The sequence below is a fragment of the Streptomyces sp. KR55 genome (assembly GCF_052245645.1).
Classification (GTDB): domain Bacteria; phylum Actinomycetota; class Actinomycetes; order Streptomycetales; family Streptomycetaceae; genus Streptomyces; species Streptomyces flavusporus.
Genome location: NZ_JBQQCE010000727.1, coordinates 1 through 3231, shown reverse-complemented (window position 1 = coordinate 3231; position 3231 = coordinate 1). Strand labels below are relative to the sequence as shown.

The following is a 3231-nucleotide window of genomic DNA, read 5'->3' as shown; positions in this document are numbered from 1 at the left end:
ACTTCAGCACGTCCGACTCGCCGCGCTCGGCCATGCCGTTGGTGATGTCGATGTCCGCGAAGGTCACGTCGAGCGCGGGTGCGCCGGGCACGCGGCCGTGGGCGAGGGCGTCGAAGACGAAGGTGTCGTTGGGGCAGGGGGAGTACGCGATCTGCAGCGAACGCATGTCAGGGCTCATGGTTGCTTCCAACTCTCCAGTACTGGCGCGAGCTTCCCGAATCCCTCGGTGAGCGCCGCCAGAGCCTCGCCGATCCGCCAGGCGGCGCGGTCGCGCGGGCCGACCGGGTTGGACACCGCGCGCAGCTCCAGGACGGGCGTGCCGTGCGAGGCGGCGGCCTCGGCGACGCCGAAGCCCTCCATGGCCTCGGCGAGGGCGCGCGGGTGGCGGGCGCGCAGGGCGGCGGCACGGGCCGCGGTGCCGGTCACCGTCGACACGGTGAGGACCGGGCCGATGCGGGCTCCGGTGGCGTCGGCGGCGGCCTGTACGAGGGTGTGCGGCGGACGGTGGGTGACGGTGCCGAAGCCCAGCTCCGTGACCGGCAGAAAGCCGTCGGCGGTCTCGGCGCCCAGATCGGCCGCGGTGATCTCGTCGGCGACGACGAGCGAGCCGACGGGAGCTTCGGGCGCGAAGCCGCCGGCGATCCCGGCCGAGACGACCAGGGCGTACGGGGTGCCGGCCAGGGCGGCGGCGGTGAGCGCCGCCGCGGTGGAGGCGGCGGCGAGGGCGGGGCCGACGCCGACGGCGAGGAGGTCGGGGCCGGCGGGGGGCCGGTGCAGGACGGCTCCGGGGAGGGAGACGTCCGTGACCGGGCCCGGGAACGCACGTGCCACCGCGTCCCGTTCGGCGGGGACGGCGGTGGCTACGAGGATGCCTGCGGAGAGGCCTGCGGGGGACACTGCGGGGGAGGGGTCAGGCGTCCTTCTTCAGCCTGAAGGACCACAGACCGGTGGGGGCCTCCTGCTTGCCGCCCATGATCGAGACGAGCGTGGAGTTGCCCTGGGCGCCGTACTGAGCGTTGAAGAACACGCTGCCCGGGATGGTCCGGTACGTCTTGGTGCTGGAGTCGGTGAGCGGCTGACCGTTCATCAGGATCGTCCAGCCCTTGTCCGCGATCTTCGGGTCCACACCGAAGCGCACGGTCTCGTCGGGGTCGACCGAGATGGACTTGATGTCCTCCTCCTTCAGGCACCCGGACCGCTCTTCGGCCGTGAGGGCGTCACCCTCGTGGTAACAGGTGGCCTCCGAACTGACCGAGCTCGAGCCGACGGTGATCGTCGACATCGGCGACGGCTTGTCGCAGGCCGACAGGACGAGCAGTCCGGCGGAAACGGCGCCGGCGGCGGCGACGGCGCGGCGGCGTCGCACAACGGATTGCATCGTGGTCATGTCCGAAGGCTATCGGTCACGCGCGACCCGCTCCCCACGTGGGGTACAGGCCGTGCCGTGCGTTACGCCACTCGCCCGCCCCCTGCACCACTCGCGACCCGCCCGCCCCTACACCACCCGCACCCGGGCCGCACCCCCGCGCCGGGCCGAGCTGAGCAGGCCGCGGACGGTGGTCAGCCAGCCGGCGGCGACGATGCAGGCGGCCACGATGAGGCCGAGGGTGCCGTTCAGGGGCAGTGCTATGCCGATCGCGCCGCCGATCACCCACGACATCTGCAGCAGCGTCTCCGAGCGGGCGAACGCCGAGGTCCGCACCAGCTCCGGTACGTCCCGCTGGATCAGCGCGTCCAGGGACAGCTTGGCCAGTGCCTGTGCGAACCCGGCGACCGCCGCCAGGCACGCCACCAGGAACGCGCCGAAGAACACCGCCGCCGTGATCGCCACGCCCAGCTCGACCGCCACGACGGTCACGATGATCAGCTCCGGCGCCCGGGCCCGCAGGGCCGCCCCCACCGCCGTACCCAGCGCGTTGCCCACGCCCGCCGCGACCGCCACCATGCCCAGCGACACCGCCGCGCTCTGCCCGGTCATGGGGTGCTCGCGCAGCAGGAAGGCGAGGAAGAAGATCAGGAACCCGGCGAGGCAGCGGATCGCTGCGTTGACGCCGAGCGCGTGGGTGACCGCGGTCCCGACCGTCCTGAGCCCCGGCCGCTTGACCGGCCGCAGGTGCGGCCCGTGCAGATGGTCCGCGTCCGCGGCGAGCAGCGCGGTGTCCTCGCCCTTGGCCGAGTCCACCTTCGGCGGCAGGGAGAACGACAGGAACATTCCGGCCATGAAGATCACGAACGCGCCGTACAGCGGCCAGCGCGGCCCGATCGCCTGGAGCCCCGCCCCGATCGGCGCCGCCACACCGGTCGCCAGCAGCCCGCCGAGGGTGACCCGGGAATTGGCCTTCACCAGGGAGAACCGGGGCGGCAGCAGCCGGGGCACCACGGCACTTCTGACCACCCCGTACGCCTTCGACGCGACAAGCACGCCGAGCGCTGCCGGATACAGCTCGATACTGCCGGTGATGACCGCCCCGGACAGCACCAGCGCGAGCAGCGCCCGGGCCAGCATCGCGCCCGCCATCGCCGCGCGGCGGCCGTGCGGGAGCCGGTCGAGCAGCGGGCCGATCACCGGCGCGAGCAGGGTGAACGGTGCCATGGTGATGGCGAGGTAGAGCGCGACGCGCCCGCGGGCCTCGTCGGTCGGCACCGAGAAGAAGACGGTGGAGGCCAGCGCCACGGTGATCATGACATCGCCCGCGCCGTTCACGCCGTGCAGCTCGATCAGCTTGCCCAGCCCCGACTCACCGGCGCCGTGCGCGTGGGTCGCCTTGCGGATACCGCGGGCCGTACCCGTCAGCGGGAAGTGCAGAGCACGGCCGAGCGAACGGAGCGAGCCACGCGTCCGGCCCGTTCCGCTGCGTCCGCTGCTGCCCTTGATGCCGCTTGCCACCCCGTCATAGTGCCCCGAGAGCGGCGTCCGTAGTGAGGTTACGGCGCGTATGGGCGTGCACTTCACAGGTCGCCGCGTCCGGTGGGCGGGCCGGAAAGACCGCCGGGAAGCAGCGAAGACTCCCGCCGGTGTAGGCCCAGCGCCGGACAACAGGTAGCGTGCGTATCTCGGCCATCCCGCAGAATGGATGGTGACAGGTGCGCCCGAGCGCGATGGCGCGCGGACGTCGACGCGGTCCCCAGGTCCGCTCCGTCCGCCCCGACGCCTCAAGGCACCGCACCCGAGAGACGGCGTAGGAGAGAAGCGATACCTGTGAGCGCAGCGACCACGCGAAGCCGCACCCC

Annotated in this window: 4 protein-coding genes; all 4 read right to left on the bottom strand. The window is 72.7% G+C overall.

Going from position 1 to position 3231, the window contains the following annotated elements; all coding sequences use genetic code 11:
- Positions 1-166, bottom strand: a 166-nt coding sequence (locus tag ACTWQJ_RS49055; RefSeq protein WP_443312839.1) for an MqnA/MqnD/SBP family protein, incomplete at its 3' end; no start/stop codon positions are given.
- 8 nt (positions 167-174) lie between these two features.
- The gene (locus tag ACTWQJ_RS49050) at positions 175-897 is read right to left on the bottom strand and encodes a futalosine hydrolase (protein WP_443312837.1); all 723 of its coding nucleotides are present in this window, start codon (positions 895-897) and stop codon (positions 175-177) included.
- A gap of 13 nt (positions 898-910) precedes the next feature.
- Positions 911-1378 (bottom strand): DUF2771 domain-containing protein, encoded by a 468-nt coding sequence (locus ACTWQJ_RS49045; protein WP_443312838.1) that lies wholly within the window; start codon positions 1376-1378, stop codon positions 911-913.
- Between the two features lie 117 nt (positions 1379-1495).
- Entirely contained in the window at positions 1496-2887 is a 1392-nt protein-coding gene (locus ACTWQJ_RS49040) for an MFS transporter (protein WP_443312836.1), read from the bottom strand.
- Positions 2888-3231 lie beyond the last annotated feature (344 nt).

Coding starts and splice junctions, on each gene's coding strand:
- ACTWQJ_RS49045 (WP_443312838.1), bottom strand. CDS start 1,378: ATGCAATCCGTTGTGCGACGCCGCCGCGCCGTCGCCGCCGCCGGCGCC.